Annotated in this window: 25 protein-coding genes; 11 read left to right on the top strand and 14 right to left on the bottom strand. The window is 71.2% G+C overall.

Annotated features, from left to right (window positions below; all coding sequences use genetic code 11):
• Nucleotides 1-24: 24 nt before the first annotated feature.
• Both ACP7BP_RS13050 and ACP7BP_RS13045 read right to left on the bottom strand, forming a co-directional pair.
• Nucleotides 25-234 carry a CDGSH iron-sulfur domain-containing protein gene (locus tag ACP7BP_RS13050; protein ID WP_426245068.1) on the bottom strand — a complete coding sequence of 70 codons (210 nt, stop codon included), beginning with the start codon at nt 232-234 and terminating at the stop codon, nt 25-27.
• The gene (locus tag ACP7BP_RS13045; RefSeq protein ID WP_426245066.1) at nt 231-1,178 is read right to left on the bottom strand and encodes an iron-containing redox enzyme family protein; all 948 of its coding nucleotides are present in this window, start codon (nt 1,176-1,178) and stop codon (nt 231-233) included. The genes ACP7BP_RS13050 and ACP7BP_RS13045 overlap by 4 nt, the downstream gene beginning before the upstream one ends.
• Before the next feature lie 177 nt (nt 1,179-1,355).
• Between ACP7BP_RS13045 and ACP7BP_RS13040 the strand changes: the two genes are divergently transcribed.
• From ACP7BP_RS13040 to ACP7BP_RS13025, 4 genes are all read left to right on the top strand, one after another.
• The gene (locus ACP7BP_RS13040; protein ID WP_426245064.1) at nt 1,356-1,793 is read left to right on the top strand and encodes an SRPBCC family protein; all 438 of its coding nucleotides are present in this window, start codon (nt 1,356-1,358) and stop codon (nt 1,791-1,793) included.
• Nucleotides 1,794-1,797: 4 nt separating this feature from the next.
• On the top strand, nt 1,798-3,402 hold the full coding sequence (locus ACP7BP_RS13035; RefSeq protein WP_426245063.1) for a phytoene desaturase family protein: 1,605 nt from the start codon (nt 1,798-1,800) through the stop codon (nt 3,400-3,402).
• 142 nt (nt 3,403-3,544) lie between these two features.
• Entirely contained in the window at nt 3,545-4,402 is an 858-nt protein-coding gene (locus ACP7BP_RS13030; RefSeq protein WP_426245061.1) for a glycosyltransferase family 2 protein, read from the top strand.
• A gap of 48 nt (nt 4,403-4,450) precedes the next feature.
• The gene (locus ACP7BP_RS13025) at nt 4,451-5,407 is read left to right on the top strand and encodes a 2-hydroxyacid dehydrogenase (RefSeq protein WP_426245060.1); all 957 of its coding nucleotides are present in this window, start codon (nt 4,451-4,453) and stop codon (nt 5,405-5,407) included.
• A 33-nt stretch (nt 5,408-5,440) separates the two neighbouring features.
• Here ACP7BP_RS13025 and ACP7BP_RS13020 read toward each other — a convergent pair whose 3' ends face one another.
• From ACP7BP_RS13020 to ACP7BP_RS13005, 4 genes are all read right to left on the bottom strand, one after another.
• On the bottom strand, nt 5,441-5,674 hold the full coding sequence (locus ACP7BP_RS13020; RefSeq protein ID WP_426245058.1) for a hypothetical protein: 234 nt from the start codon (nt 5,672-5,674) through the stop codon (nt 5,441-5,443).
• On the bottom strand, nt 5,671-7,107 hold the full coding sequence (locus tag ACP7BP_RS13015; protein ID WP_426245056.1) for a glycosyltransferase family 2 protein: 1,437 nt from the start codon (nt 7,105-7,107) through the stop codon (nt 5,671-5,673). The genes ACP7BP_RS13020 and ACP7BP_RS13015 overlap by 4 nt, the downstream gene beginning before the upstream one ends.
• Nucleotides 7,107-10,106, bottom strand: a complete 3,000-nt coding sequence (locus ACP7BP_RS13010; RefSeq protein ID WP_426245054.1) for an EAL domain-containing protein — start codon at nt 10,104-10,106, stop codon at nt 7,107-7,109. Before ACP7BP_RS13010 ends, ACP7BP_RS13015 begins: the two co-directional genes overlap by 1 nt.
• A gap of 107 nt (nt 10,107-10,213) precedes the next feature.
• The gene (locus tag ACP7BP_RS13005; protein ID WP_426245053.1) at nt 10,214-10,753 is read right to left on the bottom strand and encodes a cysteine hydrolase family protein; all 540 of its coding nucleotides are present in this window, start codon (nt 10,751-10,753) and stop codon (nt 10,214-10,216) included.
• Nucleotides 10,754-10,829: 76 nt separating this feature from the next.
• Between ACP7BP_RS13005 and ACP7BP_RS13000 the strand changes: the two genes are divergently transcribed.
• Nucleotides 10,830-11,924: a hypothetical protein gene (locus tag ACP7BP_RS13000; protein ID WP_426245052.1), complete on the top strand. Its 1,095-nt coding sequence runs from the start codon at nt 10,830-10,832 to the stop codon at nt 11,922-11,924.
• Nucleotides 11,925-11,932: 8 nt separating this feature from the next.
• Here ACP7BP_RS13000 and ACP7BP_RS12995 read toward each other — a convergent pair whose 3' ends face one another.
• The 3 genes from ACP7BP_RS12995 to ACP7BP_RS12985 all read right to left on the bottom strand — a co-directional run bounded on the left by ACP7BP_RS12995 (nt 11,933) and on the right by ACP7BP_RS12985 (nt 14,311).
• Nucleotides 11,933-13,117 carry an acyl-CoA dehydrogenase family protein gene (locus ACP7BP_RS12995; protein ID WP_426245050.1) on the bottom strand — a complete coding sequence of 395 codons (1,185 nt, stop codon included), beginning with the start codon at nt 13,115-13,117 and terminating at the stop codon, nt 11,933-11,935.
• Nucleotides 13,118-13,175: 58 nt separating this feature from the next.
• On the bottom strand, nt 13,176-13,313 hold the full coding sequence (locus ACP7BP_RS12990) for a hypothetical protein (RefSeq protein ID WP_426245049.1): 138 nt from the start codon (nt 13,311-13,313) through the stop codon (nt 13,176-13,178).
• Nucleotides 13,314-13,399: 86 nt separating this feature from the next.
• Entirely contained in the window at nt 13,400-14,311 is a 912-nt protein-coding gene (locus ACP7BP_RS12985; protein WP_426245048.1) for a LysR substrate-binding domain-containing protein, read from the bottom strand.
• 113 nt (nt 14,312-14,424) lie between these two features.
• On the opposite strand from ACP7BP_RS12985, the gene ACP7BP_RS12980 reads away from it, so the two are divergent.
• The 3 genes from ACP7BP_RS12980 to ACP7BP_RS12970 all read left to right on the top strand — a co-directional run bounded on the left by ACP7BP_RS12980 (nt 14,425) and on the right by ACP7BP_RS12970 (nt 19,544).
• A complete protein-coding gene (locus tag ACP7BP_RS12980) occupies nt 14,425-17,835 on the top strand; it encodes a bifunctional proline dehydrogenase/L-glutamate gamma-semialdehyde dehydrogenase (RefSeq protein WP_426245047.1) in 3,411 nt (1,136 codons plus the stop codon).
• Nucleotides 17,836-18,001: 166 nt separating this feature from the next.
• Nucleotides 18,002-19,039: an ornithine cyclodeaminase gene (locus ACP7BP_RS12975; RefSeq protein WP_426245045.1), complete on the top strand. Its 1,038-nt coding sequence runs from the start codon at nt 18,002-18,004 to the stop codon at nt 19,037-19,039.
• A 67-nt stretch (nt 19,040-19,106) separates the two neighbouring features.
• Nucleotides 19,107-19,544 carry an Lrp/AsnC family transcriptional regulator gene (locus tag ACP7BP_RS12970; protein WP_426245044.1) on the top strand — a complete coding sequence of 146 codons (438 nt, stop codon included), beginning with the start codon at nt 19,107-19,109 and terminating at the stop codon, nt 19,542-19,544.
• On the opposite strand, the gene ACP7BP_RS12965 is transcribed toward ACP7BP_RS12970, so the two are convergent.
• The 4 genes from ACP7BP_RS12965 to ACP7BP_RS12950 are packed head-to-tail and all read right to left on the bottom strand — an operon-like array spanning nt 19,541 to nt 23,506.
• Nucleotides 19,541-20,596 (bottom strand): threonine aldolase family protein, encoded by a 1,056-nt coding sequence (locus ACP7BP_RS12965; RefSeq protein ID WP_426245042.1) that lies wholly within the window; start codon nt 20,594-20,596, stop codon nt 19,541-19,543. The two genes, ACP7BP_RS12970 and ACP7BP_RS12965, sit on opposite strands and share 4 nt — an antisense overlap.
• Nucleotides 20,593-21,975 carry an aldehyde dehydrogenase family protein gene (locus tag ACP7BP_RS12960; RefSeq protein WP_426245041.1) on the bottom strand — a complete coding sequence of 461 codons (1,383 nt, stop codon included), beginning with the start codon at nt 21,973-21,975 and terminating at the stop codon, nt 20,593-20,595. The genes ACP7BP_RS12965 and ACP7BP_RS12960 overlap by 4 nt, the downstream gene beginning before the upstream one ends.
• Nucleotides 21,972-22,406, bottom strand: a complete 435-nt coding sequence (locus tag ACP7BP_RS12955) for a cupin domain-containing protein (protein ID WP_426245040.1) — start codon at nt 22,404-22,406, stop codon at nt 21,972-21,974. The genes ACP7BP_RS12960 and ACP7BP_RS12955 overlap by 4 nt, the downstream gene beginning before the upstream one ends.
• On the bottom strand, nt 22,403-23,506 hold the full coding sequence (locus ACP7BP_RS12950; RefSeq protein WP_426245039.1) for an isocitrate/isopropylmalate dehydrogenase family protein: 1,104 nt from the start codon (nt 23,504-23,506) through the stop codon (nt 22,403-22,405). Before ACP7BP_RS12950 ends, ACP7BP_RS12955 begins: the two co-directional genes overlap by 4 nt.
• 65 nt (nt 23,507-23,571) lie before the next feature.
• Here ACP7BP_RS12950 and ACP7BP_RS12945 point away from each other — a divergent pair, with 65 nt between their 5' ends.
• Nucleotides 23,572-24,450, top strand: coding sequence for a GntR family transcriptional regulator (locus ACP7BP_RS12945; RefSeq protein ID WP_426245038.1), 879 nt, complete (start codon nt 23,572-23,574; stop codon nt 24,448-24,450).
• Between the two features lie 645 nt (nt 24,451-25,095).
• Here the strand turns inward: ACP7BP_RS12945 and ACP7BP_RS12940 are convergent.
• Nucleotides 25,096-25,635: a hypothetical protein gene (locus tag ACP7BP_RS12940; protein WP_426245037.1), complete on the bottom strand. Its 540-nt coding sequence runs from the start codon at nt 25,633-25,635 to the stop codon at nt 25,096-25,098.
• A gap of 103 nt (nt 25,636-25,738) precedes the next feature.
• Here ACP7BP_RS12940 and ACP7BP_RS12935 point away from each other — a divergent pair, with 103 nt between their 5' ends.
• Both ACP7BP_RS12935 and ACP7BP_RS12930 read left to right on the top strand, forming a co-directional pair.
• Nucleotides 25,739-26,071 carry a transposase gene (locus ACP7BP_RS12935; protein WP_426245036.1) on the top strand — a complete coding sequence of 111 codons (333 nt, stop codon included), beginning with the start codon at nt 25,739-25,741 and terminating at the stop codon, nt 26,069-26,071.
• 63 nt (nt 26,072-26,134) lie between these two features.
• Nucleotides 26,135-26,281: a hypothetical protein gene (locus tag ACP7BP_RS12930; protein ID WP_426245035.1), complete on the top strand. Its 147-nt coding sequence runs from the start codon at nt 26,135-26,137 to the stop codon at nt 26,279-26,281.
• Nucleotides 26,282-26,293: the final 12 nt, after the last annotated feature.

The raw sequence follows: 26,293 nt of genomic DNA, 5'->3' as shown, positions 1-26,293 counted from the left end.
GGTCGACTGCTCAGGTCCGGCTGCTCAGGGTCGGGCGTCCTCGGGGAGCAGCTTGTGGGTGCCGTCGCACCACGGGAGCCGCGCGGACTTGTGGCACCGGCACAGCGCCACCACCGGGCGGACGGACTCGTGCACGCGGCCCTCGGCGTCCTGCACCCTCTGGACCCCCCTCACGAGCATGGGGCCGCCGGGACAGAGCACCACGTCGGGGTGCTCGAAGTCGGGCGCGGTCATGCCTCGACGCCCCACCGGTCGAGCATCGAGCGCCCGAAGCGGCCCTCGAGGTCGAGGCAGACGAACGCGCCGAAGAAGACCTCGGCAGCCTGGGCGGGCTCGTCCTCGACGAGGCTGCCGCAGATGTTGCGAGCGGCGAGCTGCTCGTGCACGGCGTCGGCCTCCACGTGCTCCTCGTAGTAGCCGACCAGGGCGTCCGCGAACCCGAGCCTGCTGAGTCCCTGGGCCATCTTGCGCGAGGGCACCGAGCTGGTGGCCTCGAACGCCGCCAGGTGGCCCATGGCCGCGCCTCGCAGCCGGCGGTGGAGGCCGAGCAACGACATCGCGTTGTTCACCTCCAGCGCCTCGACCGTGGCCTCGTCGATGTAGGCGCCGTACTCCGAGCGCATCCCCTCCGCCTCGAGGCCCCGGGCGAACAGGTGGGCGTGCAGCTTGTTGGGGTCGCCGTCGCCGTACTCGTCGAACTGCAGCTCGGCCAGGGCCGCCTTCGCCCGGACCGGCAGCCGCGGCACCACCCAGGCCGAGGGGTCGGCCTCCTTGAGGTGGTAGATCGAGCGCTGGCGCATGAGCTCGAGCGTCTGCTCCCGCGTCGCGTGCTTCTGGACGTACGCCGCCAGCGAGGGGCCGTCGTCGGCAGCGACGTAGGCCAGCAGCTCGTCGGGCGAGTAGCCGCCGCCCGGGTGCCCGGGCCAGCGGTCGCGGAGCCGCTGCTCGAGGTCCCGCTCCAGGGTGCGCCGGACGCCCAGCGTTGCCGGGTCCCACTCCGCCTCGTCGTCCACGTCGTCGAACCCGCGGTAGGACAGCTCGTGCAGCACCCAGAGCGAGAGCGCCGCATCCTCAGGGCTGTCCGCGGACGCGGGCACGGACATGCCTGCCTCCGGCAACGCCCGCAGGCTCTCGAAGAGCGCGGCGCTGAGCTCCCCACGGGGCTTGGGCAGGATCATGCGGCTGTCTCTCGACGGGCAGGTTGCGCACTGACGGGCATGCCCGTCAGTACCCACTTGGGCCCGAACCACCCACCCGCCGACTCGGGTCCCCGGATGTGGGTACCTGTGAACCTGCGTACGGTGGACAGATCCTTCGCCTTCTGCCGCGCCCCAACCGACGGGAGTCCGAGATCCATGAGCACGAACCAGCGACTGATCGAGGCATCGGCGGAGCACGTCTGGGACGTGCTCGCCGACGGCTGGCTCTACCCCCTCTTCGTGGTGGGCGCCTCCCGCATGCGAGACGTCGACGAGGAGTGGCCCGCCGAGGGTGCCGAGCTTCATCACTCGGTCGGGGTGTGGCCGGCCCTCATCGACGACACGACGACCGTCCTCGACTGCGTGCCGAGAGAGCTGCTGAAGCTGCGTGCCCGGGCCTGGCCCGGTGGCGCCGCGGAGGTGACGTTCCGTCTCGACGCGCGCGGCAGCGCCACGGAGCTGACCATCGAGGAGGACGCGGTCGCCGGCCCCGCTCTGATCGTTCCCAAGCCGCTGCGCGACGTGCAGCTGGCGTGGCGCAACACCGAGACCCTGCGCCGCTTCGCCTTCATCGCCGAGCGCCGGGCGCACTGAGGCTGTGACGCAGTACGACGCAGTGGTGGTCGGCGCCGGGCCCAACGGCCTGGTGGCGGCGAACCGGCTCACCGACGCGGGCTGGTCGGTGCTCCTCCTCGAGCAGCAGGAGCAGGTCGGCGGGGCCGTGCACAGCGACCGCGGCGTGCATCCCGCCTACGTCCACGACACGTTCAGCGCCTTCTATCCGCTGGCCGCGGCGTCGCCCACGATCCGGTCCTTCGACCTGGAGGACCACGGGCTCAGGTGGCGGCACGCCCCTGCCGTGCTCGGTCACCCGAAGGCGGACGGGGGCTGGGCCCTGATGCACCGTGATCGCGAGCTGACCGCCGGCTGGCTGGACGACGACCATGCCGGCGACGGCGAGCGCTGGCTCGACCTCTGCGCCACGTGGGACCAGATCGGTGACCAGATCATCGGCTCGCTGCTCTCGCCGTTCCCGCCGGTACGTGCCGGGATGGGAGCGTTGACCCGGCTGCGCCGCGCCGGGGGTCTCGACCTGGTCAAGACGTTCCTGACGCCGGTCGCCGACCTCGCCCGCGACCGCTTCGGCGGGCCCGGCCCGGGCCTGCTCCTCGCCGGCAACGCCGGCCACTCCGACATCCCCCTCGAGTCGCCGGGTTCCGGCCTGTTCGGGATCCTGATGACGATGCTGGGGCAGACCGTCGGCTACCCCGTCCCGGAGGGGGGTGCGGGCGAGCTGGCCGGCGCGCTGGCGCGACGGCTGCAGTCGCGCGGCGGCGAGATCCGCTGCGGGCACGAGGTGACCGCCGTCCTGCTCGACCACGGGCGCGCAGGCGGTGTCGCCACGGCCGACGGCCAGCGTTTCGCCGCCCGCCATGCGGTGATCGCCGACGTGACCGCCCCTCGGCTGTTCGGTGGCCTGGTGGCCGCAGAGCACCTGCCGGCGCGCGTGGCCCGGGGCATGCGGCACTTCAAGCTCGACCCCGGCACGGTCAAGGTCGACTGGGCGCTGAGCGGTCCGGTGCCCTGGGCCGGCCGGCCGGCGTACGCCGCCGGGACGATCCACGTCGCAGACTCCGTCGACCAGATGTCCGAGGCACTGGGCCAGGTCTCCGCCCGCGCGATCCCAGCCACGCCGTTCCTTCTCGCCGGGCAGATGACGACCAGCGACCCGACCCGCTCCCCCGCCGGCACCGAGTCGATGTGGGCCTACACGCACGTGCCCCAGCCCGACCCGGCGGTGCGCGACGCGGGCGACGGCTCGATCCGGGGCACGTGGGACCACGACGACTGCGAGCGCTTCGCCGACCGCATGCAGGAGCGCATCGAGCGCCTGGCCCCAGGGTTCGGCTCGCGGGTGCTGGCCCGCCGGGTCCTCGGGCCGCACGAGCTGGAGCACCGCAACGCCAACCTGATCGGCGGGGCGGTCAACGGCGGTACGTCGCAGCTCCAGCAGGAACTGTTCCTGCGGCCGGTCCCCGGGCTGCTGGGTCGGGCTGAGACCGGCATCCCCGGCCTCTACCTCGGGTCGGCGAGCGCGCACCCGGGCGGAGGGGTCCACGGCGCGCCCGGCGACAACGCGGCCCGCGCGGCACTCCTTCACCGGCGGCTCGGACGACTCAGACATCCGTGGTCTCGACACTGAGCCTCACCCTCCGCGCGCTGCGTGAACGCTGTCCGCGCGGGTACCGATGGCCCATGACCCGCCTGCTGCCGTCCCCCAGGCAGCACCCCTTCGGTGGTGGCGTCGTGGTCATCGAGGGTGTCGCCAGCCGGATGGTGCCGGCATGACCCGTGTCGGCGTCGTGACCGTCGCCCACGGCCGGCACGCCCACCTCCGGGCCCAGCGCCAGTCCCTCGCCCGCTCCACCCGGCCGCCCGACGAGCACGTGCTGGTCGCCGTCGAGGACCCCGTGCTCGAGCGAGACGACGCCGACGTCTCCCTCCCGGCCACCGCCGACGGCCTCCCGATCGCCGCGGCGCGGAACCTGGGTGCCGAGGTGGCTCTCGGCCGGGGCGCCGACGTGCTGGTGTTCCTCGACGTCGACTGCTTGGCGGGACCGCGCCTGCTGGAGGCCTACGCTGACGTCGTACGGACGACCCCCGACACCGTGTGGTCGGGCCCGGTCACCTACCTGGACCCGCCGGCACACGCCGGCTACGACCTCTCCCGCCTCGACGAGCTGGACCCGCCGCACCCGGCCCCGCCCGCGCCCCGGCCGGGCGAGGCGCACCACCAGCAGGACCCCGCCCTCTTCTGGTCCCTGTCGTTCGCGTGCTCGGCCGAGGCGTGGCGGCGGACGGGCGGCTTCTGCGAGCGCTACGTCGGCTACGGCGGTGAGGACACCGACTTCGGGCACCTCGCCGTCTCTGCCGGCCTGGGTCTCGGCTGGGTCGACGCAGCGCGCGCCTACCACCAGTGGCACCCGGTCTCGCACCCACCGGTCGAGCACGTCGTCGACATCGTCCGCAACGCCGCACTCTTCCGCGAACGGTGGGGCCGCACACCCATGCTGGGCTGGCTCGAGGCCTTCGAGGAGCGTGGTCTGGTCGTACGCCGCGGCGAGGACTTCGTGCTTCCGGACGCGGCCCCGGCGCCCGCGCCACCTCCGGTGGGCGCGGTGCCTCTTCCCGCGATGCCCTAGACCGGGCTGTCGCGAGACACGAGGTCGCGCGTGTGCTGTCATGCCCCGGTGACCCGCACCCACCTCGCCTTCAGACCACCCGACAGCGCCAGGGACGCCGTCGACTCGCTGCCCGGCGACGTCACGGCGAGCGACGACCCGTCAGGGCAGGGTCGCGACGCCCTGCTGGCGGACGTCGCGGGCTGCGCTGCCGTGGTCACGCTGCTGACCCAGCGTGTCGACGACGAGCTGCTCGACGCCGCCGGCCCGGGGCTGCGCGTCGTGGCCAACATGGCCGTCGGCCACGACAACGTCGACCTCGACGCCTGCCGGCGGCGCGGCGTGGTGGTGACGACGACACCGGGCGTCCTCGACCAGGCCACCGCCGACCTGGCCTTCGCGCTCGTGCTGGCGACCGCCAGGCGCGTGGTGGAGGCCGACGCGTTCATCCGCTCGGGCGAGCCCTGGACCTGGAGCCCCGACCTCTTCGTCGGCCTCGACGTCAGCGGCGCCACGCTCGGCATCGTCGGGCTCGGGAGGATCGGTCAGGCAGTGGCCAGGCGCGCCGTCGCCTTCGACATGCGGGTCGTGGCCACGCCCTCGCGCAGCGGTGCGGCCACCGCGGCCGAGCTCGGCGTCGAGTCGATGCCGCTCGAGGCGGTTCTGAGCGAGTGCGACGTGGTCTCGCTGCACACCCCGCTCACACCCGAGACCCGGCACCTCATCGGGGCCGCGGAGCTGGCCTTGATGAAGCCCGACGCGATCCTGGTCAACACCTCCCGCGGCCCCGTCGTCGACGAGGCGGCGCTGGCGGCGGCCCTCGCCGCCGGGCAGATCGGCGGTGCCGGACTGGACGTCTACGAGCAGGAGCCCGACATCCACCCCGGTCTCGTCGGCCGGCCGGACGTCGTACTGCTCCCCCACATCGGCAGCGCCGGACGGCGCACGCGGCTGCGCATGCTCGAGCTCGCGCTCGGCAACGTGCGGGCCGTGCTGGCAGGAGAGCCTCCGCCGACCCCCGTCTGAGAGATGTGGTCGGGCGTCGTGCGCACCCGTGGGTCAGACCGGCGCGTCGTCGGGGTGGATGCTCCGAGTCTGGGACCGAGTGTTGCGCCGGCTGACCCAGTCAGTGAGGTAGACCTTCGGGAGCGCCTTCGCGACGGCCAGGGCGACGTACATCACCGTGTTGATCGCGACGAAGGCCGAGAGCACGGCGAAGAAGCCGGAGCCGAGCACCGACTGCGGGAACACGATGCCGAACGGGACGATGCCCGTCAGCTGGGACGCGATCACGTGACCTCCATCGAGTGGGGGGAGACCGGATGCGGGACGTGCTTCCAGCTGGCCTGGCGGCCGAACGAGATGTCGAGGACGCCCTTCACGTAGACGACGTTGAGGAACATCGCGAAGAACAGCTCCGGGAACAGGGTGGCCCCGAGGAGGCGCGCCGCCCAGCCGCCTCGCCACACGGTCACCACGCGCTCGACCATGAAGACGAGGCCCACGCCCAGCCAGAACGGGAACCAGACCCACGCGTCCAGGGCCAGCACCATCAGCAGGATGGTCAGGAGGTAGGAGGCGAGCGCGATGACTCCGTAGCCGATGCCGAGCTGCTGGGCCCAGTAGCGGAACGTCTGCGGCGTCACCCCGTAGGCGCCGAGGTTCTCCAGGGCACCGCGCTGCCAGCGGAGTCGTTGCGCCCATAAGGCACCCCAGGTAGGCATGACCTCCGTGACCACGGTGCACTGAGCAGGCGAGATCATCAGGCCGCCGAGCGACTTCAACGCGATCGTCAGCTCGTTGTCCTCGGTCAGGGCCGCCGTGTCGTAGACGTCGCCGGGCGTGCCCGGGATGGTCGTCCCGCGGCTCTCCGCGATGGTGCGCAGCGCCCGCGGACGGAACAGGGACGCCGTGCCGGTGAGCACGAAGACCCGGCCGCGTCGCCGCTTCATCTCCCGCGCGTAGCGGATGTACTCGTTGCGCTGGAACTGACCGAGGAGGCCCTGGCCCTCCTCGCCGTAGAACAGTCCTCCGATGGCCATCAGCGCCCGGTCGGCGGTCATCCGGGCGACAGCCGCCTCGAGGAACCCCGCGTCGAGGGTGGTGTCGGCGTCCATCACCATGACCAGGTCGTTGTCGCCCTGCTCGGGCAGGAGCTCCTTGAGCGCCTGGTTGAGCGCGCCCGCCTTCTTCTGGGTGTTGTCCACCGACGTGAACACGTCCACGCCGGCAGCGCGCGCTATGTCGACCGTCGAGTCGGTGCAGTTGTCGGCGACGACGACGATCCGTGCCGGCGGATGCGACTGCGACATCAGCGAGGCCAGGGTCGCCGACAGGCAGGCCTCCTCGTTGTGCGCCGGGATGAGCACCGTGATCGTCACCGGTCCCGCGTAGACCCCGTAGGTCGAGGCCATCACGATCTTCGGGGCCAACGGCGTGACTCCCAGGTCCTCGGAGCGACGGGACCGGTTCGCGATCCGGCGCTCGAGCAGCGCGACCCCGACGGCGAACAGCACGGCCATCGCGCTGGCGGCCAGGAGTGACCGGGACGACGGCGCCTCGGTGTCGTAGAGGACGTCCCAGACCCCGAAGAGGAGGCCCTCGCTCTGGGCGCTGCCGACCCGGGGGCCGGACACAGCCACCGCGAACCACAGGAGTGCAGCGGCCAGGACCGCGAGGCCGAGGATCACCAGGCCGACGAGCCGCTGGAACCTTGCCCCGCGCATCACACGACCTCCTTGTCGGCCAGGTCCCGCAGGAACGCCGGGGTCCGGGCCTGCGGTCCGGTCAGGCACGCGGCGACGAACGCGTCGTACGGCATCGGCTCGCCGATGAGGTAGCCCTGGGCGAGGTCGACGCCCTGAGCGCGTACGACGTCCAGGACCGCCTGCTCGCCGACGAACTCGGCCACGGTCTGCTTGCCGAGGTCGTGGGCGATGCCCACGATCGACCTCATGATCGTGCGGTCGATGCCCGATCGGTGGCTCCCGGCCACGAACTCGCCGTCGATCTTCACGTAGTCGAACTGCAGGTGCTTGAGGTAGTAGAAGGAGCCGAACCCTGCCCCGAAGTCGTCGAGCGCGAACCGGCAGCCGAGCGCCGTCATCCGCTCGGCGAACTGCCGGGCGATCTCGACGTCGGCCACAGCGGCCGTCTCGGTGATCTCCAGGATCAGCGCCGAGGGGACGACCGAGTGCCGCGCGAGTGCCTGACAGATCGCCGTCTCGATGACGGGGTTGCCGATCGAGTGGCCGGAGAGGTTCACCTCGAGCTGGAACTCCGGCGCCACCTGCCGCAGCCTGGCCAGCATCGCCACGCTCTTGTCGATGACCCAGGAGTCCACGGACGGAGCCAGGCCGGCACGCTCTGCGATGTAGAGGAAGCGTCCGGGCAGGACCACCTCGTCGGTGTCGCACAGCCGCAGCAGCACCTCGGCGGAGTGGATCTTGTTGGAGTGCAGGTCGAGGATGGGCTGCAGGTAGAGGGCGAAGTCGTCGTTCTCCAGGGCCTGCTCGATGCGTCCCTTCCACTGCAGGCGGGCCCCGGTCCGCGGTTGCCTGAACGTCTCCTCGTCGAGGACGGCGTAGCCGTCCCGGCCGGCGTCCTTGGCGTCGTACATCGTCATGTCGGCCAGCGCGAGCACGTCGGCCGCGTGCTCGTTGGCGGCCCGGATCGTCACGACCCCGACGCTGGCGGTGACCCGGCGGCGCGTGCCGTCGAGCGTGGCGGTGTACTCGCGGACCCTCTCGACGATCGACTTGGCCACCACCTCGGCGGCGGCCAGGTCGGCATCGGGCAGCAGGATCGCGAACTCGTCGCCGCCCAGCCGCGCCACGATGTCGGTGCTGCGGACGCCTCGCTGGAGCAGCGCGGCGGTCGAGATGATCAGCTGGTCCCCCACGCCGTGGCCGAGCGTGTCGTTGACGTCCTTGAAGTTGTCGAGGTCCAGGAGCAGGAGCGCACCGGTCGGCCCGTAGCGGTCGCAGTGCTCGAGGTGCCGGGCCAGCTCCTCGTCGAAGCGCCGGCGGTTGGCCAGCCCCGTGAGCACGTCGTGGTCGGCGAGGTGGGCCAGCCGCCGCTCGTAGCGACGGCGCTCGGAGACGTCGACGACGTTGACCAGCACGAGGTCCTCACCGCCCTCCGCACCGGGCAGCACCCGGCTGCTGAGGAAGACGTCCACCTCGTTGCCGGTGGCCGCGCGCAGGGTCCAGTCGGTCTCGACCAGCACACCGGGATCGGCGAGCGCGCGGTTCAGGTGCACCTCGAGGTCCTCGTTGCCGGGTCGCGACAGCCGTGCAAGGGGATGACCGACGAGGCCTTCCGGAACGTCGCCGACGATCGAGCTCATCGCCGCGTTCACCCGGAGCACCACGCCGTCGGTCGTCAGCACGGCGACACCGTGCGGCGCGTCGGCGAACAGCCGCTCGGCGCGCTCCATCGCCTCCACCACCGCTCGCTCCCGAGCGCGCTCCTTGCTCACGTTGCGCGCCAGGATGAGGGCCCGGGCGCCACCGACCTCGGGCGGCAACGGCGCCACCACGATCTCGAGCTCGGACCCGGTCCCCGTGCCGCCCACCTGGACGGTCGACTCCTCGCCCGCGAACGCCTGGCTGATCAGGTCCTCCAGCACGAACATGTTCTCCGAGCCGGCCACCTCGCCGAGGAGCCGACCCTCGCTCTCGCGGACGTTCTCCCCGGCGCCGGCGACCACGCGGACCCGCAGCTCCTCGTCGACCACGATGACGGTGATGTCCGGGAGGTTGTCCAGCAGGACCCGCCATCTCGACTCGGACCTCTCGAGGGAATGCCTGGCCTCGACCCCGGCGGTGACGTCGATGGCCACGCCCAGGTAGCCCGTGGTGACCCCGTCGGCGTCGCGCACGTCGGTGATGGCCAGTTGCACGTAGATGCGCTCGCCGTCGGCTCGCACGTAGGTCCAGATGCGACTCGGCGCCCGCAGCCGCGCCAGCTCCGCGAAGACCGCGAAGCCGGGCTCCACCCCGAGCTCGGTCGCGACGGCCGCCACTTCCTCCGGGTCGTGGAAGAGCCCGGGATCGTGGAGACCCACCACGCTCGCCGCGTCGTAACCGAGCAGCTCCTCCGACCCGGCGCTGAAGGACCGGATCGTGCCCGAGAGGTCCGTCGAGATCATGCTGCTCAGGCGCGCTCCGCGCATGATGTCGGCCAGCTCGGCGCTGACCGTCCGCGCGCGCAGGGACTCTCGCGCCAGCTGCTCGACCACGCGCTGAACGACCGGTGCCACGAGCAGAGCCACCGCGGACCACAGCGCAGCCCGGCGCCAGTCGCTCAGGGAGTACTCGGGCTCACCCAACGCGAGCAGCGGGACCAGGAAGACGGCCGCTGTCAGGACTCCCGCCACCACGATGTCGCGGCGCGTGCCGGTGAGCGCGAGCCAGAGGATCGGCACCGCGACCAGCGGTGCGAGACCGGAGGTGGAGCCGCCCGTCATGTCCCTGGCCAGGGCCACCACCGCGAAGAAGACGAGGGGCGCAGCCGGGTCGACCCAGGTCCGCACAGGCCTGCGGATGCTCACGGCGACCAGCGCGATCACGATCCCGAAGGCGAGGAGCATCAGCCAGGGCGGGCCCGACCCGTCGGCGTACGGCGGGAGGAAGGCGCTGCCGATGCCGAGCGCTGCCACGACCGCGAACGGCACCGCCGTCCGGGCAGTGGGGCGCGCGGGCTCGATCCGAGGGGAACCCATGGCCCGAGTCTGGAGCACGGGGCCGGCGGGCACGGACTCTTCAATATTTCCTGACCGATCGGATGATGCCACGGGCCGGCGGGCCCGATCGGCGCACCCGCTGCCAGTCAGATCCGGTCGGACGTCGTGACCCGCACCAGTGGGTCGAGCTGCTCCATCAGCACCAGGGCCTGGCCGTGCAGCCCCTCCGTGGCGCCGGCGCACGCGTCGGCGACCACGGTGACCTGGCGACCGGCGTCCGCGGCGGCGAGCACGGTGCCCAGCACGCAGCACTCGGTCGCCACGCCGCACATCACCAGCGGCGCGTCGCCCACGATCGCCTGCAGGCCAGGGCCCCACTTCGAGAAGCTCGGCCTGCTCAGCACCCGCGCGCCGGCTGCCACGGGCAGCGTCAGCTCCCAGAGCGCGTCGTCCTCCGGCACCCGGAACGACGGCCACCGGTCGTAGTAGGACCGCCACTGCCCCGGCTCCGCCGGATCGCGGACGAACCGTGTCCACACGACCCGGTCCTCGAACCCGTCGGCGAGGCGCGAGACCACCTGCTCGGCGCGGTCGTAGTTGTGGGTGGTCCACTCCGACAACGGGTCGCCGAACGCCACCTGCATGTCGATGACGACCAGCCAGGGCGGGGTCGGGCTCGCGTCCATGTCGCGACCGTATCGCCTGGCCGCACAACTTCCTCGGCCGCTGCCGCGTCACACCCCCGACGAGGGGAGGCGGCAGGTGCGCATCAAGAGACGTACGGCGGCGCTGGGGGCAGCGGTCACCGCGCTGGTGGCGCTCGTCGCCGCCAGCGTGGTGATCGGGGATGCCCCGGGCCGACCGTCACCGCCCGCGGCGGCCTCTGCTGCCCCGGCCTCGCTCGACGACCTGCCGATGGGCCCGGAGACCCGGGTGCCGTGGTGGCAGGACGGCCGCCTCCACGTCGGCCAGACGACCATCGAGACCCGACTGGAGCTCGTCCACCATGCCAACGGGACCACGGTCGTCGGTCGGTCCCACGTGACGCGCGGGTCAGCCTGGTTCCTGGTCCGGGGCTCGTCCCTCGAGCGGCTCGTCACGTCGCGCGGGCCGGTCAGCCCGGAGGTGTCGGCGGACGGCCGGACCGTCGTCTGGGTGGAGGCGATCGCCGAGGACCGGCGCCGCATCACGGCGTACGACGTCGCGTCAGGCGCGGAGACCGGCTCGATCGAGGTGCCGGTCGAGACGTTCTGCTGCACCGGGGACGGCGAGCTGTACCTGCGCGGCGTCACGACGGACGGGCGGGTCGTCTGGTCGGTCGACCGCACCTCCTTCGTCTGGCGGCCCGGCGAGCCCACCGCCGTGCGGGTGGACATGCCCGGCCACCAGCTCGCCATGGACAACTGGCCGGGAGGCCTGATGTGGCAGGGGCACGGCGACTCGGTCTTCGAGCTCCCTGGTGTCCTGGCCACCGTGTCCGAGACCGGCGGCGTGCAGCGCATCGGCCGGGTGCCCACCGAGGACGGCCGTTGGTCGCCGGACGGGTCGTCGTACGCCTATGCGGGCCAGGCCGACGGCCGGTCGTTCGCGAAGGCGCCCCGCGACCACATCTGGGTGCAGGACATCGACTCGCGCGAGACCCGGCTCCTCGACCTGCCCGGCGGGGCGCCCGCCTCCCTGGTGTCACTGGTCGCCTGGGAGTCGCGCACCGCTGTCATCGTGGGCAGCTGGCTGCCCTTCGACGGGGGCGACGACCAGCACGCCGGGCTGCAGTGGCTGGTGCGGTGCGACACCGGGACGGGCGCGTGCGAACGGGTGCCAGGCTCCCCTGCGGGCGTCCCGACCTTCCCCACCTGACCTCTCGGTCAGCGGAAGGCGGCCCGCCCGGTGAGGGCCTGGCCGATGACGAGCTGGTGGACCTCGCTGGTGCCCTCGTAGGTGAGCACGGACTCGAGGTTGTTGGCGTGTCGCATGATCGGGTACTCCAGCGTGATGCCGGCGGCGCCGAGCAGGGTGCGGCACTCCCGGGCGATGGCGAGGGCCTCGCGGACGTTGTTGAGCTTGCCGAGGCTGACCTGCGCCGGGGTCAGGGTGCCGGCGTCCTTGAGCCGGCCCAGGTGCAGGGCGAGCAGCATGGCCTTGCCGAGCTCGAGGGTCATGTCGGCCAGCTTGGCCTGGGTGAGCTGGTAGCCCGCGAGCGGCTTGTCGAAGATCTCCCGTTCGCCGGAGTAGGCGAGCGCGGTCTCCAGGCAGTCCCGGGCCGCGCCGAGCGCCCCGAACACGATGCCGTACCGCGCCTCGTTCAGGCACGACAACGGGCCGGCGAGCCCCCTGGCCTTCGGCAGCATCGCCGAGGCCGGCACCCGGACGCCGTCGAGGACCAGCTCGGAGGTGACCGAGGCCCGCAGCGACATCTTCTGCTTGATCGCCGGTGCCGTGAACCCCGGAGTGTCGGTGGGCACCACGAACCCGCGGATCTTCTCCTCGGCCCCCTCCTGGACCTGGGCCCAGACCACCGCCACGTCGGCGACCGAGCCGTTGGTGATCCACATCTTGGTGCCCTCGAGCACCCAGTCCCCGCCGTCGCGGACCGCACGGGTGCGCATCCCGGCCGGGTTGGAGCCGAAGTCCGGCTCGGTCAGCCCGAAGCACCCGATGACCTCCCCAGCAGCCATCCGCGGCAACCACTCCTGCTTCTGCTCCTCCGACCCGTGCTGCCAGATCGCGAACATCGCCAGCGAGCCCTGCACGCTGACCAGCGACCGCAGCCCGGAGTCACCGGCCTCCAGCTCCATGCACGCCAGCCCGTACGCCGTCGCCGAGGTGCCGGCACACCCGTAGCCCTCCAGGTGCATGCCGAGCACCCCGAGCCCACCCAGCTCCTTCGCGAGGTCGCGCGCCGGGATCTCACCGGACTCGTACCACCCGGCGAGGTGCGGGCGGACCTTGTCCTCCACGTAGCGGCGCACCGTGTCCCGGATCGCGCGGTCCTCCTCACCGATCAACGCGTCGGTGCCGAACAAGCCCAACGGGCTCTGAGGGATAGCCATGGGGGCATGCTCTCAGGTGGTCGGACGGACTCCCTGCCGGCGCGGTCCCGATGCCGGATCAGGACTCGTCGCCACGCTCTTCCACGTGGTCGTCGGAGGAGTCCTCCGGCAGCACACCGTCGGGCCGCCCCTCCTCGGGAGCGTTCAGCGAGGGCTCGGCGTCCTGGTCATGTTCTGGTTCTTCGCGTCCGCTCATGGACGGGCGGTACCCGTTCGTGCCCTGAACACTCGGCAGGCAGCGACTGCCTGCCGGATACAGCGTGGTTCGCGAGCGGCTGAAGCCTAGGCGGGCTGCAACCGAGAGACGGTCATCGCGAGTGCGCGGCGACACGCCACGACACCCGGGTGCGACGCAGAGGCCTGGCGCGCCGAGGTGAACACGGCGCGGCGGGGATCCCCTGGCAGGTCGCGCAGCCGGACCGTGGGTGTCGTGCCCAGCCACAGGAGGTCCGGGGTGAGTGCGACGGCATGGCCGGTCTCGACGAGTCGTATGTGGGCCTGGAGGTCGGCCGTCTCGTACCGGACGTCGGGCTCGAAGCCTGCGCTCCGACAGGCCTGCTCGGCCCAGTGACGCGACGCCGCGCCCTCGGGCTCCATGACCCACGGCGCCTCCGCGGCCTCCTCGATGGTGCTGACCCCGCTCCACCGTGAGTCCCCTGCCGGCACCGCGAGTCGGATCAGGTCTGTCGTCAGGTCCACTCGGTCGAGCTCGTCGTGCCACGGCGCGGCGTGGCCGGGGTACTGCTCGGCCACCACGAGGTCGAAGTCGCGAAGCGACGTCTCGCGGAGCGCCGTCTCGGGCTCGCGCTGGACGAGCGTCACCTTGAGCCGCGGGCTCTCGATGGCCAGCTGGGCCAGGGTGTCGGGCATCAGGGCCAGCACCACGGACTGGAACGCCGCGATCCGGATGGTCCCGGACGCGGTCTCCAGCGATGCCGCGAGATCGGTCTCAGCCTGCTCCAGGCGCTCCAGGACCGCCGCCGTGTGCTCGACGAGGATCGTGGCCGCAGCGGTCAGCTGGACTCCGCGGCCGGCTCTGCGCAGCAGTTCCACGCCGACCTCCCTCTCGAGGAGGGTGAGCTGCTGTGAGACCGACGAAGGACTCTGGTGCAACGCCGCGGCCACCTGCGCCAGCGTGCCCCGCAGGTGCAGCTCGCGCAGGAGGCGGAGTCGGCGGACATCCAGCACAGGCACAATCCATTCGTCAGCACAGGTGAAGGGTGTTCGTCAAGAAAGGTCACTTTACCTTAATCGATTCTGCTCGCAGACTTGGTGGCAACCTCCGCCGTCGAACCTCATGAGGACCCGTGACCGAGACCATCAGCACCGAGCCCGAGCTCGCAGACGCCGCCGTCGCGCTGGCCCGGCGCTGGCTCGAGCAAGCCGCCGACGTGCCGCCCGACACAGCAGCTCTGCGCCTGGCGGGCGTCCTGCGCGATCCCCAGGGCCTGCCGTTCACGGTCGGGTTCATCGACGGAGTCATCCGCCCGGAGGATCCCGCGGTCGCCGCTCGCAACTTCGCCGCCCTGGCCCGCGACGTCCCGGCCTTCCTGCCGTGGCACTTGCGGGCGGCCGTGCGGCTGGGCGGACGGGCCGGGCTCGTCGCCCCCCGCCTCGTCCTCCCGCTCGTACGCCGAGCGCTCCGCTCGATGGTCGGGCACCTCGTCGTCGATGCGACCGCCCCTCGACTGGGTCGCGCCATCGCGAAGATCCGGCAGCGGGGTGTGCGCCTCAACCTCAACCTCCTGGGTGAGGCCGTGCTGGGACACCAGGAGGCTGCTCGTCGGCTGGCCGGCACGCACGAGCTGCTCGCCCGGCCGGATGTCGACTACGTCTCCATCAAGGTGTCGTCGACCGTGGCGCCCCACTCCCCCTGGGCGTTCGACGAGGCGGTCGCGAACGCGGTCGACAGCCTTGCGCCGCTCTTCGAGCGCGCTGCGGCGTCGCCGACACCGAAGTTCATCAACCTCGACATGGAGGAGTACCGCGACCTCGACCTGACGATCGCGGTGTTCACCACGATCCTCGACCGGCCCGACCTGCTCGGGCTCGAGGCCGGCATCGTGCTGCAGGCCTACCTCCCGGACGCGCTGGCCGCGATGATGCGGCTCCAGGAATGGTCTGCCGACCGACGGGCCCGCGGTGGTGCCGGGATCAAGGTCCGCATCGTCAAGGGCGCGAACCTGCCCATGGAACGGGTCGAGGCGTCCCTGCACGACTGGCCGCTGGCGACCTGGGGAAGCAAGCAGGAGACCGACACCAACTACAAGCGGCTCATCAACTACGCCCTGACCCCCGAGCGGATCGAGAACGTCCGCATCGGCGTCGCGGGGCACAACCTCTTCGACCTCGCCTACGCCTGGCTGCTCGCTGGTCGTCGCGGTGTCCGCGAGGGCATGGAGGTCGAGATGCTCCTCGGCATGGCCCAGGGGCAGGCGGAGGCCGTGCGCAAGGACGTCGGCGGGCTCCTTCTCTACACCCCGGTCGTCCACCCGCACGAGTTCGACGTCGCGATCGCCTACCTGATCCGGCGCCTGGAGGAGGGCGCGAGCCAGGACAACTTCATGTCCGCCGTCTTCGAGCTGCACGAGAACGAGGTGCTGTTCGAACGCGAGAAGGGCCGGTTCCTCGCCTCGCTCGAGGCGTTGGACGACTCGGTGCCCACCCCCCGGCGCACGCAGAACCGTTCCCTGCCTGCGTCCGCTGACCGACACCAGGATTTCCACAACACGCCCGACACCGACCCGGCCCTCCCCGCGAACAGGCAGTGGGGGCGGGAGCTTCTGGCGAGGTCGGGGACATCGATGCTCGGCGTGGACGCCGTGGCAGAGCACACCGTGACCACCCCGGACGCGCTCGAGTCCGTCCTGGCCGGCGCCCTCGAGGGCGGCGCGGCCTGGGGCCGGCTCACCGGCGCCGAGCGGGCGGCCGTCCTCGAGCGGGCCGCCGACGCGCTCGAGGTCCGGCGTGCGGACCTCGCCGAGGTCATGGCGGCCGAGACGGGCAAGACGCTGGACCAGGCCGACCCCGAGATCTCAGAGGCCATCGACTTCGCCCGCTACTACGCGCACCTGGCGCGAGGGCTCGACACGGTGGACGGAGCGACCTTCGTGCCGTCCGCCCTCACCGTCGTCACGCCGCCGTGGAACTTCCCGGTCGCGATCCCGGCCGGCTCGACCCTCGCCGCACTCGCCGCCGGATCGGCGGTCGTCATCAAGCCCGCTCCCCAGGCGGCCCGCTGCGGATCGGTCCTGGTCGAGACGCTGTGGAGCGCCGGCGTGCCTCGCAGTGCGCTGCACCTGGTCCACCTCGAGGAGGGCGACCTGGGACGCCGACTGGTGGCTGACCCCAGGGTCGACCGGTTGATCCTCACCGGCGCGTACGAGACCGCGGAGCTCTTCCGGTCGTTCCGGCCCGACCTCCCCCTGCTCGCCGAGACGAGCGGCAAGAACGCGATCATCGTCACCCCCAGCGCCGACCTCGACCTGGCAGCCAGGGACGTCGCCCACTCGGCGTTCGGACACGCGGGGCAGAAGTGCTCGGCCGCGTCCCTCGTCATCCTGGTCGGGTCCGTCGCGACGTCGAGGCGCTTCCGAGCGCAGCTCGTCGAGGCCGTTACGTCCCTCGTGGTGGGGCTGCCACAGGATCCGGCGACGCAGATGGGGCCGCTGATCGAGCCGGCCCGGGGCAAGCTGCTCGATGCCCTGACGAACCTGGCGCCCGGGGAGTCGTGGCTCGTCGAGCCCCAACGCCTCGACGAGGACGGACAGCTCTGGTCCCCTGGCGTGCGTGACGGCGTACGACGCGGCTCTGTCGCGCACCTCACCGAGTTCTTCGGCCCCGTCCTCGGGGTGATGACCGCGGCGACGCTCGAGGAGGCGATCGCCGTGCAGAACGAGGTCGACTACGGCCTGACTGCGGGCCTGCACTCGCTCGATCCAGCGGAGGTCGACACCTGGCTCGGCCAGGTGCAGGCGGGCAACCTCTACGTCAACCGGGGGACGACGGGCGCGATCGTGCGGCGTCAGCCCTTCGGAGGATGGAAGAGGTCCTCGGTGGGAGCAGGCACCAAGGCTGGTGGTCCCAACTACCTGCTCGGCCTCGGTGGCTGGTCCATTGCTCCGTCCTCGTCGACCTCGGCCCTGGACCGCAGCGCCGAGCAGCTCCTGGCAGCAGCGCACGAGTCCCGGCTCCCGGCGATCGAGCTCGACTTCCTGCAACGAGCGCTGCGCAGTGACGCCGCCGCGTGGTGCGACGAGTTCTCGCTCAGCAAGGACGTCTCGGGGCTCACGGCCGAGCACAACATCTTCCGGTACCTTCCGGCCCCGGCCACCATCCGGCTGAGCTCCGGGTCGGTGGCGGAGCTCCTGCGGGTCGTGGGAGCCGCCGTGCGCGCCGGTGCGCCGGTAGTGGTGTCGAGCGCCGTCACTCTTCCGCCCTCGGTCGCGGGGGTGCTCGACGGCCTCGGCGTGGTGTGGAACGTCGAGGACGACGAGCAGTGGCTCCGGCGACTGCCGGGGCTCCACGCCGGACGGGTCCGTCTCATCGGCGGCGATGCGCAGGCCTTCGCCCGTGCCACGAACGGGCGCCCCGATCTGGCGCTCTATGCGCAACCGGTGACCGAGGCCGGACGCGTCGAGTTGCTCGCGTTCCTGAAGGAGCAGGCCGTCAGCGTCACCGCGCACCGCTTCGGCAGCCCCCACGATCTCCTGGGCTGAGCGACGCCGAGTGCATGTCGCCATTCGCCGGTAGAGGCCCCGAATCGCGCGTCGAGGCACGGATCTGCGCAACAACCGGCGATTGTCGTCGCACAGGACGGCTCATATGTTCTGAGTGCACCGTTCACACCCCAGAGGAGCTCACCATGACCTGGAACCGTCTCGCATGACCGCACGATTCATGGACGTGGCCGGCACCGCCGCCTGGGTCGCCGAGCAGGGCCCGGAGCGGATCATCGCCGACATGGCCAGCGCCATCGAGACCGATTTCCGGAGGTGGGAGGAGTTCGAGAAGACGCCCCGCCTGGCCTCACACTCCGCGGAGGGGGTGATCGAGCTGATGCCGACGAGCGACGGTACGACGTTCTCGTTCAAGTACGTCAACGGTCATCCGGCGAACCCCTCACGCGGCGAGCAGACCGTCACCGCCTTCGGCGTCCTGGCCGACGTACGCAACGGCTATCCCACGTTCGTGTCCGAGATGACGCTGCTGACCGCGCTCCGCACGGCGGCGACGTCAGCCATGGCGGCCCGGGCCCTGGCGCGCCCCGACTCGACGACCATGGCGATGATCGGGACGGGATCCCAGGCGGAGTTCCAGGCCCTCGGGTTCCGCAGCCTGCTGGGAGTCGACCGGCTGCGCGTCTGGGACGTCGACGCGGCAGCCACGGCCAAGCTCGTCCGCAACCTCGTGCCCCTCGGCTTCGACATCCACGACGCCGCGAGCGCCGCCGACGCGTGCCGCGACGCGGACATCCTGACGACCTGTACGGCGGACAAGACCAACGCCACGGTGCTGCTCGACGCGATGGTGGACCCGGGTGTGCACATCAACGCTGTCGGCGGAGACTGCCCGGGCAAGACCGAGCTCGATCCTCGCATCCTGGAGCGATCGCGCGTCTTCGTCGAGTACGCCGAGCAGACCCGCATCGAGGGCGAGATCCAGCAGCTCGCCCCTGACTTCCCGGTCACCGAGCTCTGGACGGTGCTGACCGGCTCGGCAGCGGGCAGGCTCTCCGGCCATGACGTGACGGTGTTCGACTCCGTCGGCTTCGCCATCGAGGACTTCTCGGCCCTGACCTACGTCCGTGACGCGACCCGGCTGACCGGCCATGGCACACTCATCGACCTGGTCGCCGAGCCCGCGGACCCCAAGGACCTGTTCGAGCTCGTCAGCCGACCCGTCCGCGCCGGCGCCGCTTGACGCCGACACCGGGTCTGCGCCCTCGGGGCCCTGGCACGTCCGGACACACCAGCCAAGAGGAGACAGCATGGATGCCGTCAACCAGGAGATCATCCGCATCCTCCTGAGCGACGGGCGCGCGTCCTTCCACCAGATCGGCCGGGAGATCAAGATGTCGGCGTCGGCGGTCAAGCGGCGCGTCGACCAGATGGTCGCCCGCGGCGAGATCGCCGGCTTCAGCGCCGTGATCGACCCGGCCGCGCTCGGCTGGGAGACCGAGGCCTACATCGAGCTGTACTACAAGGGCAACGTCCGCAAGCCCGAGCTCGAGCGGAACCTGTCGGCCATTCCGCAGGTCGTGGGGGTCTGGAGCGTCTCGGGCGACGCCGACGCGCTGGTGCACGTGATGGCCGGCAGCATGTCCGAGCTCGAGGACACCATCGAGCTCATCCGCGCCAACCCGAAGATGGACCGCACCCGCAGCTCGATCGTGCTCTCGCGGGTCTTCCAGCGTCCGCGGGCCTAGCCGGCGACGGCACGCTCCCACGACGACACGAGGTCCTCGATGTCGTCGGCGGAGGTGTCGAAGGAGCACATCAGGCGGATGACGCTCCCCGCCCGGTCCCACGTCTCGAACGGGTACGACGAGGCAAGCCGCTCGGAGACCGAGGCGTCCACGAGGGCGAACACCCCGTTCGCCTGGGTGGGGTGCGCGAAGGCGACACCCGGGACTCGCTCAGCGATCGACGAGCGCAGCAGCCGCGCCATGGCGTTCGCGTGCTCGGCGTTGCGTCGCCACAGGTCGTCGGAGAGGAGCGCGACGAGCTGGGCCGACACGAAGCGCATCTTCGACGCGAGCTGCATGTCGACCTTGCGCAGGAACGTGAGGCCGTGCGTCACCTCTGGTCGCAGCGCGACGAGGCACTCACCGAGCATCAGCCCGTTCTTGGTGCCGCCGTAGGACACCACGTCCACCCCGGCATCGCGCGTGACGGCCCGCAGGGACACGCCCAGGCTCGCCGCGGCGTTGGACAGCCTGGAGCCGTCCATGTGCAGCGACATGCCTCTGGCGTGCGCGTGGTCGGCCAGGGCCCGGATCTCGTCGACGGTGTAGACCGTGCCGAGCTCTGTGCTCTGCGTGATCGAGACCACCAGTGGCTGGGCCCGGTGCTCGTCGCCCCACCCCCACGCCTGAGCGTCGACGAGCTCCGGCGTCAGCTTGCCGTCGGGCGCGTCGACCGCCAGCAGCTTGAGCCCGCCGACCCGCTCCGGGGCGCCGTTCTCGTCGGTGTTGACATGGGCCGACGCAGCGCACACCACGGCGCCCCAGCGGGGCACCATCGACTGGAGGCCGAGCACGTTGGCGCCCGTCCCGTTGAAGACCGGGTACGCCTCCGAGCCCGCGCCGAACTGCTCGGCGACGACCTCCTGAAGACGGGCGGTGTAGACGTCGGCGCCGTAGCTCGGCTGGTGACCCTCGTTCGCGGCCGCGATGGCCGCGAGCACGTCGGGGTGGATGCCGGAGCGGTTGTCGGAGAAGAAGCCACGCTCAGCGGGGTCGTGCAGTCGCGGGCTCATCCTCCCGCCACCCAGAAGGCCCTCGTGTTGACGAACTCGCGGATACCGGCTGCGGCGAGCTCACGTCCGTGGCCCGAGGCCTTGGTCCCGCCGAAGGGCAGCCGCGGGTCGGACATCACGACGGCGTTCACGAAGGCGGCCCCGGTCGTGATCTGCCTGGCGACACCCAGCGCCCGGTCGCGGCTGCCGGACCACACGCTCAGGGCCAGGCCGTACGGCGAGCCGTCCGCGAGCTCGATGGCGTGGTCCTCCCCGGTGGCGACCGCGATGGCCGCGACCGGACCGAACGTCTCCTCGTCGAAGGCCGCCATGCCCGGGCCGGTCCGGCCCAGCACGGTCGGCTCGAAGAACCAACCCGGCCCGCTCACGGGCCGTCCGCCTGCGAGCAGCTCGGCGCCCGCAGTGAGCGAGCTCGCCACCTGGCGCTCCACGCCGTCCCGCAGGTCCTGCCGGGCCAGCGGGCCGATCCGGGTCGCGGGGTCGAAGGGGTCCCCCACCGTGAGGGCGAGCGTGTGCGCGACGAACTGCGCGACGAAGTTGTCGGCGACCTGCTCGTCGACGATGAACCGCTTGGCGCACACACAGCTCTGGCCGCAGTTCGTGAAGCGCGCGCGGGCCGCGGCCTCTGCCGCGACCGACACATCGGCGTCCGCGAGCACCACGAAGGCGTCGGAGCCCCCGAGCTCGAGCACGGACTTCTTGGTCACCCCTCCGGCGATGGCGCCGACCGCCGCCCCGGCCCGGTTGGAGCCCGTCAGCGTGACAGCGGCGATGCGGTCGTCCTCGATCAGCGACCGGGAGACGGCAGGCACGTCCGCCTCGGCCACGACCAGTGTCGTGAGGAGGTGCTCGGGGAACCCGGCGGAGACGAAGAGCCGCTCGATCGCCAGCGCCGTGCCGGTCACGTTCGGCGAGTGCTTGAGAACGACCGCGTTCCCGGCCGTGACGGCCGGTATCGCGAACCGCATCACCTGCCAGAGGGGGAAGTTCCACGGCATGACGGCGAACAGGACACCCATCGGCTCGTAGGAGATCCACGCCTCCACCGACTCGATCTCGACCCGCTCGTCGGCGAGGTGGATGGGGCCCTTCGACGCGTAGTAGTCGGCTGTCAGGGCCGACTTCTCGACCTCGCCGAGGGCCTCCGCCACAGGCTTGCCCATCTCCCGGGTGATGAGCTCCGCCACGGCCTGACGGTCGCGGCGCAGCACGCCCGCGAGCCCCCTCACGAGGGCGACGCGGTCGTCCAGCGGCGTACGCCCCCAGACCTTCGCGGTCTCCGCGGCATGCCCGAGCGCGGCCTCGATCGCCGCCTCGTCGTGCGTCTCGTGGTGGGCGATCTCCCGCTCGGTCGCCGGGTCGATCGTGGTGACCGTCACGGGGCCGCGATCCCGCCGCGGTCGCTCTCCGAGAGGTGCGCGAACGTCTCGCCGGTCGCCGTGATCGTGCGGGTGACCTCGCGACCGCCGTAGACCCAGTAGATGCGCATCGGCGAGTCACCGCGGTTGGCGAAGCGGTGCGATACACCCGCGGGAACCCACGTCGCCTGCCCGGCGACCAGGTCGACCCGGACGTCGCCGATCTCGGCCATCGCCTCGCCCTCGAGGATCAGGACGGACTCCTCCACGTTGTGGCTGTGCAGCGGGAGGGCCGTGCCCGGCTGGAAGGTCGTCTGTCCCGTGGTGATGACCGACGACTCGGAATTCCAGACTCCGACGTACGGGATCGTCGCCACGCCGTTGCCGCGGTCGAACGGCTCGACCTCGTCCGGGGTGATCAGCAGGTTGGGTGGTGCGAGCCGTTCGCTCATCGGTGCTCCTTCGTGAGGGCGGTCGTGGCGACTGCCACGCCCGAGCGGATCTCGTCGACGACGTACGCCGCGAACTCCTGGGTGCCGGTGCTGCCGCCGACGTCGGCGGTGCGGTGCTCGCGGACGTCGAGGACCCGCTCGACCGCGTCGTGCAGCACGGTGGCGGCCTCGACGAACCGGGGGTCGCAACGGCGCTCGCCGTGCCACTCCAGCAGCATCGCCACCGAGAGGATCAGCGACGTCGGGTTGGCCACGTCCCGGCCCGCGATGTCCGGCGCCGAGCCGTGCTGCGCCTGCGCCAGGCACATGTCGTGGCCGACGTTGATGGAACCGCCGAGGCCCAGGCTGCCGGAGAGCTCGGAAGCCTCGTCGGAGAGGATGTCGCCGAACATGTTGGTGGTCACGATGACGTCGAAGTCGTCGGGCCGGCGGATCAGGGCAGCCGCCGCCGCATCGACGATGAGCTCCTGCAGCTCGACGTCCGGGAAGTCCGCGGCGATCTTGCGCACCTCTCGGAGGAACAGCCCGTCGGTCAGCTTGACGACGTTGGCCTTGTGGACCGCGGTCACCCTGCGCCGGCGCTTGCGCGCCAGCTCGAACGCGGTGCGCGCGATGCGCGACGATGCCCCGGCGGTGATCTTGCGGATCGACAGGGCCGTGTCCTCGTCGGGCATGAACTCCCCCGACCCGGCGAACATGTTGCGGTCGGAGTAGAAGCCCTCGGTGTTCTCCCGCACGATGACCAGGTCCATGGGCCGGCGCAGGGCCGTCAGGTCCGCCCGGGAGACACACGGCCGGATGTTGGCGAACAGGTCGAACACCGTGCGCAGCTCCGCGGACGGGTTGATGCCGCCCTTCGAGCGCTCCGGGTACTCGTAGTGGGACACCGGCCCCAGGACGACGCCGTCGACCTCGGGGATGCACGCCATGGTCTCCTCGGGCAGCGTCGAGCCGGACCGCTCCAGGGCGAGCAGCCCGATGTCGTGCTGCTCGGTCTCGATCCCGAGGCCCAGAGCCCGGTTCAGCTCGTCGAGGACGGTCGAGGTCGCCGCGGTGATCTCCGGCCCGATCCCGTCGCCGGGTAGCACGAGCATCCGCATGGTCATCTCCTTGGTGGTATTTTGTGTCCGCATAATACCACTTCCGGTGAAAGTAGGATCCCGCTGTGTCCACGAAGCCCGAGCCGACTCCCCTGAGTCGTGAGGTCGCGGGGCGCATCGGCGAGCTGATCAGGGACGGACGTCTCGGCCACGGTGACCGCCTGGTCGAGCGGCGTCTCGCCGAGGACCTCGGCGTCTCGCGCTCGCCTGTTCGGGGAGCCCTGCAGCTGTTGCGGGACGAGGGCATCGCCGGTCCCGGAGCGGTCGGGCTCGTGGTGATACGGACCCCCGAGTCGATGCCCGCCGACCCCGATGACCCGGTCGAGCTGTACGAGCGGCTCGCCCGCGACCGGCTGTCGGGTGAGCTGGCCGAACGCGTCACCGAGGCTGCGCTGCTGCGGCGGTACGGCTGCGGCCGGGCCGCGCTTCGTGACGCGCTGCGACGGGTCGCCTCGGAAGGCTGGATCGAGCGGCTTCCCGGGTACGGCTGGCGGTTCCTGCCGACCCTGACGACATTGCGCGGGTACGAGGAGAGCTACCGCTTCAGACTCGCGATCGAACCGGCCGCGCTGCTCGAGCCGGGCTTCCTCGCCGATCGTCCCGCCCTCGAGGCGCGCCGGGGAGAGCAGCAGGCCCTGCTCGACGGCGGTGTCCACACGGTGTCCGACCGGGAGCTGTTCGACCTCAACTCGAGGCTGCACGAGACCATCATCGGCTGCTCGCACAACGAGTTCTTCATCGACGGGCTCACCCGCGTCGACCGGCTGAGGCGACTCATCGAGTACCGGCAGCGCCTCGACCCGGAGCGCGCACTCGTTCGCTGCCGGGAGCACATCTCGCTGGTCGACGCGATCCTGGCGGGGCGGCTCGTCGATGCGTCGGAGCTGATGCGCGAGCACCTGAGCTCTGTGATCCCGGAGAAGCTGACCGAGCGCAGGTCCTAGGCCAGGGCCTTCACGGCCGAGGGCCACCTCGCCGCTCCTAGCGCTCTGGTGGAAAGGTGGGTGGCCGATAAGCACTATCTCGTTCGGTACGCAGTGGCGGAGCGACCTCGACCCGCGGGCGTGGCGGATCGCGCTGGCAGCCGCGGATCCCCGTGTCCGAATGTTTTTGGCTCCGATCGCCCGCGTGGAAGCCCGCGACGAGGAGATCAAGGAGACCGCACCGGGGTCTGCGCAACGCCGTCTTGTGGTTCGCCGAACGCGGCGTCACGGTCAACAGGTCCTCAGTGACAACGGCAGCTGTTACCGCAGCAACCTGTGGCCCCCAGACCTGCGCCGACCTGGGTGTCGCGCGGAAGCGGAAGCGGACGCGGCCCTACCGCCCGCGGACCAACGGCGGGAGATCGAGCGGTTCCACCGCACCCTCGCCGGGGGCGGGCGTTCAAGAAGTCCTACAACTCCGAAGCCGCCCGACTCGCTGCCATGCCAGCATGGGTCCACGAGTGCAGTTGCCACTGGCCCCTACTCCGCCATCGGGGAACGCTCACCGATCGCCAGGTTGAACAACCTGACTGGACGTCACATCTAGGCAAGCGCTATCAGAGACCTTCGCCCGAGCGTTACGAAGCGATGTCTCCGTACGCACGGCTATCCGGACGTGGCGTCGTAGAAGCCGTTGTCGCCGGGAAAGGATGAGGCAGCGTCTCTGATCTCAAGGCCGGTCATGCCGCCATCGATCAAGGCCTGACGTACCTCTTCGTTGATCGCCACCCGGCCCGCGCGGCGTCCTCGCCACATGCTGTGAACCGGACCGGGAGCGGCAACGTCCTCCAGCACGGAGAGATACCCCTCCACAGGCGAACCGTCTTTGAACCGGACGTCGGCCGGCCACGTCTGAAGACGAGCGCCGCACGACTCCATCGCCGCACACATCCGTTCGCTGTAGACCTTCAGCCCGAAGCCGTACTGCCACAGAGCGTCAACCAAGCGCTTGCCGCGGTGGTCTCGTGGCTGGATGAAGTACCACTCGACATCGCGGACTCCGGGTGGTCCTTCGATGCCGAGAGTGGCCTTGACGTTCTTTCCCGACGGTGCGTACCAGACGCCGTAGTCGGGCGCTGTCGGCCCCTTGATCGAGACCCACAGATCTCGGGTGGCAGCAGCCGCGCCCATCACGTACCAGTCCACGTTGGGACCATATCGTCGGAGCGTCGGTTGTCGTCCACGACTAGGGTCACCGGGCTGGGCGAGGAGCGGAAGCCAGTGACGAATCCTTGACCCCGACGGGCTCGTGCGGCCTAGGGCGTGGCTCCTAAATTTCAAAGACCTGGGCGCCGAGCCACCCGATCACGCGCTGGGACGCTCCCGCGGTGGGATGTCGACCAAGATCCACCAACTCGTCGACGGCCACGGCCGCCCGTTCGTCACCGCGGTCACGCCAGGTCAGGCTGGCGATTCCCCGATGCTCAAGCCGCTCCTGGCACACCTGGCCGTCAATCGCCTGGGGCCTGGTCGACCGCGCACCCGCCCCGACGCGGTGATCGGCGACAAGGCCTACTCCTCGCGCGCGATCCGCGCCGAGCTACGGGCACATCGGGTCAAGGCGGTCATCCCGCAGCCCTAGGACCAGATGGCTCACCGCAAACGACGCGGACCGGCCGGCGGGCGACCGCCTGGATTCGACGCGGTGATCTACAAGAGTCGCAACGTCACCGAGCGGTCCTTCAACGAACACAAGCAGTGGCGCGGCCTGGCCACCCGCTACGACAAGCTCGCAGCCGTCTACCGAGGAGGCGTCGTCCTACGCGCCATCACCATCTGGCTTCGCAAATAGGGAGCCACGCCC

The sequence above is a fragment of the Nocardioides sp. LHG3406-4 genome, from assembly GCF_049897745.1.
Classification (GTDB): domain Bacteria; phylum Actinomycetota; class Actinomycetes; order Propionibacteriales; family Nocardioidaceae; genus Nocardioides.
The sequence above is the reverse complement of the archived record's forward strand: the minus strand, read 5'-3'. Positions and strand labels throughout refer to the sequence as shown.

What these genes read in the sequence shown, in the direction of transcription:
- ACP7BP_RS13050 (WP_426245068.1), bottom strand. Translation starts at nt 234, where the DNA reads ATGACCGCGCCCGACTTCGAGCACCCCGACGTGGTGCTCTGTCCCGGC.
- ACP7BP_RS13045 (WP_426245066.1), bottom strand. Translation starts at nt 1,178, where the DNA reads ATGATCCTGCCCAAGCCCCGTGGGGAGCTCAGCGCCGCGCTCTTCGAG.
- ACP7BP_RS13040 (WP_426245064.1), top strand. Translation starts at nt 1,356, where the DNA reads ATGAGCACGAACCAGCGACTGATCGAGGCATCGGCGGAGCACGTCTGG.
- ACP7BP_RS13030 (WP_426245061.1), top strand. Translation starts at nt 3,545, where the DNA reads ATGACCCGTGTCGGCGTCGTGACCGTCGCCCACGGCCGGCACGCCCAC.
- ACP7BP_RS13015 (WP_426245056.1), bottom strand. Translation starts at nt 7,107, where the DNA reads ATGCGCGGGGCAAGGTTCCAGCGGCTCGTCGGCCTGGTGATCCTCGGC.
- ACP7BP_RS13010 (WP_426245054.1), bottom strand. Translation starts at nt 10,106, where the DNA reads ATGGGTTCCCCTCGGATCGAGCCCGCGCGCCCCACTGCCCGGACGGCG.
- ACP7BP_RS13005 (WP_426245053.1), bottom strand. Translation starts at nt 10,753, where the DNA reads ATGGACGCGAGCCCGACCCCGCCCTGGCTGGTCGTCATCGACATGCAG.
- ACP7BP_RS12995 (WP_426245050.1), bottom strand. Translation starts at nt 13,117, where the DNA reads ATGGCTATCCCTCAGAGCCCGTTGGGCTTGTTCGGCACCGACGCGTTG.
- ACP7BP_RS12990 (WP_426245049.1), bottom strand. Translation starts at nt 13,313, where the DNA reads ATGAGCGGACGCGAAGAACCAGAACATGACCAGGACGCCGAGCCCTCG.
- ACP7BP_RS12975 (WP_426245045.1), top strand. Translation starts at nt 18,002, where the DNA reads ATGACCGCACGATTCATGGACGTGGCCGGCACCGCCGCCTGGGTCGCC.
- ACP7BP_RS12970 (WP_426245044.1), top strand. Translation starts at nt 19,107, where the DNA reads ATGGATGCCGTCAACCAGGAGATCATCCGCATCCTCCTGAGCGACGGG.
- ACP7BP_RS12965 (WP_426245042.1), bottom strand. Translation starts at nt 20,596, where the DNA reads ATGAGCCCGCGACTGCACGACCCCGCTGAGCGTGGCTTCTTCTCCGAC.
- ACP7BP_RS12955 (WP_426245040.1), bottom strand. Translation starts at nt 22,406, where the DNA reads ATGAGCGAACGGCTCGCACCACCCAACCTGCTGATCACCCCGGACGAG.
- ACP7BP_RS12950 (WP_426245039.1), bottom strand. Translation starts at nt 23,506, where the DNA reads ATGCGGATGCTCGTGCTACCCGGCGACGGGATCGGGCCGGAGATCACC.